This window comes from Neorhizobium sp. BETTINA12A (genome assembly GCF_023006485.1).
GTDB lineage: Bacteria > Pseudomonadota > Alphaproteobacteria > Rhizobiales > Rhizobiaceae > Neorhizobium.
In genome coordinates this window covers 1-1,386 of record NZ_JALBGW010000329.1, presented here as the reverse complement: position 1 = coordinate 1,386, position 1,386 = coordinate 1, and the positions used below count along the sequence as shown (strand labels likewise).

Annotated in this window: 2 protein-coding genes; one reads left to right on the top strand and one right to left on the bottom strand. The window is 61.5% G+C overall.

Annotated features, from left to right (window positions below):
• Nucleotides 1-416, bottom strand: a 416-nt coding sequence (locus tag MOV61_RS29930) for a HupE/UreJ family protein (RefSeq protein WP_247139179.1), incomplete at its 3' end; no start/stop codon positions are given.
• A 214-nt stretch (nt 417-630) separates the two neighbouring features.
• Between MOV61_RS29930 and MOV61_RS29925 the strand changes: the two genes are divergently transcribed.
• Complete coding sequence (locus tag MOV61_RS29925; protein ID WP_244446555.1) at nt 631-1,221, top strand: ATP-dependent Clp protease proteolytic subunit; 591 nt, start codon at nt 631-633, stop codon at nt 1,219-1,221.
• The last annotated feature ends 165 nt before the right edge of the window (nt 1,222-1,386 follow it).

Sequence of the window (1,386 nt, the reverse complement as noted above, 5' to 3'; positions counted from 1 at the left end):
AGTTCGCCGCCATGGGCGTGACCGTGGAACAGCGCGAAGACGCCGACCACGGCAGCCGCCGCCGGAACCGGCAGTTTCACCGCCGTTGCGACAAGCAGGCCAAGCCCGATGACCGAGGCGAGGATCGCCGGTTCGACGAACGGAAGGCTTATGCCGCCGAGCGCGAGCAGGAAGCCGGCGGCCATGGTGCCGACGAAAGCTGCGGGGACGATCCACAGCGCATTGCGGTTGCCGTCGGTTCCGATCTGCGCCGCCCAGAGGCCGACTGCGACCATGACCAGGATATGGTCGGCGCCGAATAGCGGATGGGAGAAACCGGCGAGGAGCGATCCGTGTTCTGCCGGATTGAGATGCGCGAAGGCAGGTGCGGTGGCGGCGGCAAGAACGGCGGCGGCGAGCGAAAAGCGTTTCAGCATTTGGGTCCCCTGGAAATTATGTGCATGCGGAATGACTGCGAAGATAGGCAAGGGCTTTGTGGCTGTCCATCGGCAATTGCCGCGGCGGAAGGCTCGGTACTACGTCATTCACCTTAGTCCGTGGAAGGTGCCGTCTTAGACTCTACGCTCCATTGTTTTACGGCGGCGAACACATTATGTCCGGTATATGAATCTGATGCAGGAGACTCTCAGCGTGCTCGACGACGAAGACGACAAGGACGACAAGACCAAGGAACTGCCGCTCGGCAAGGAAACGGAAGCGAATCTTTTCAAGTCGCGTTCGATCTTCATCTATGGAACGATTACCCAGGAACTGGCGCAGAAGGTCAACACGCAGCTCGTGGCGCTTGCCGCCGCCAGCGACGAAGACATCCGCGTCTATGTGAGCTCGCCCGGCGGCCACGTGGAATCGGGCGATTCGATCCATGACATGATCAAGTTCATCAAGCCGAAGGTCTGGATGATCGGTACGGGCTGGGTCGCATCGGCCGGCGCGCTGATCTATGTGTCCGTTCCGAAGGAACGCCGCATCTGCTTGCCGAACACCCGCTTCCTGCTTCATCAACCGTCCGGCGGCACCCGCGGCATGGCATCCGATATCGAGATTCAGGCCCGCGAAATCATCAAGATGAACGAGCGGCTGAACAGGATCATGGCCGAAGCCACTGGCCAGTCGGTCGAGAAGATCGCCGCCGACACGGACCGCGATTATTGGCTGTCAGCCGAAGAGGCCAAGGTCTACGGCCTGGTTTCGAGGATCGTGACGTCGCAGAGCGAAATCTGATCGCTCTCTGCCATTTGAATTTGAAAAGCCCCGCCGGCTGCCGCCGCGGGGCTTTTTGTTGTTTGCGGCTCGCATTGCCCGCGGATGGGCCCATGCGGTTCAGGCGACCTGCGGACGCCAGGCAATGACGCCTTCGGTGCGGGCGCGGACGTCGGGCGTGGCAAG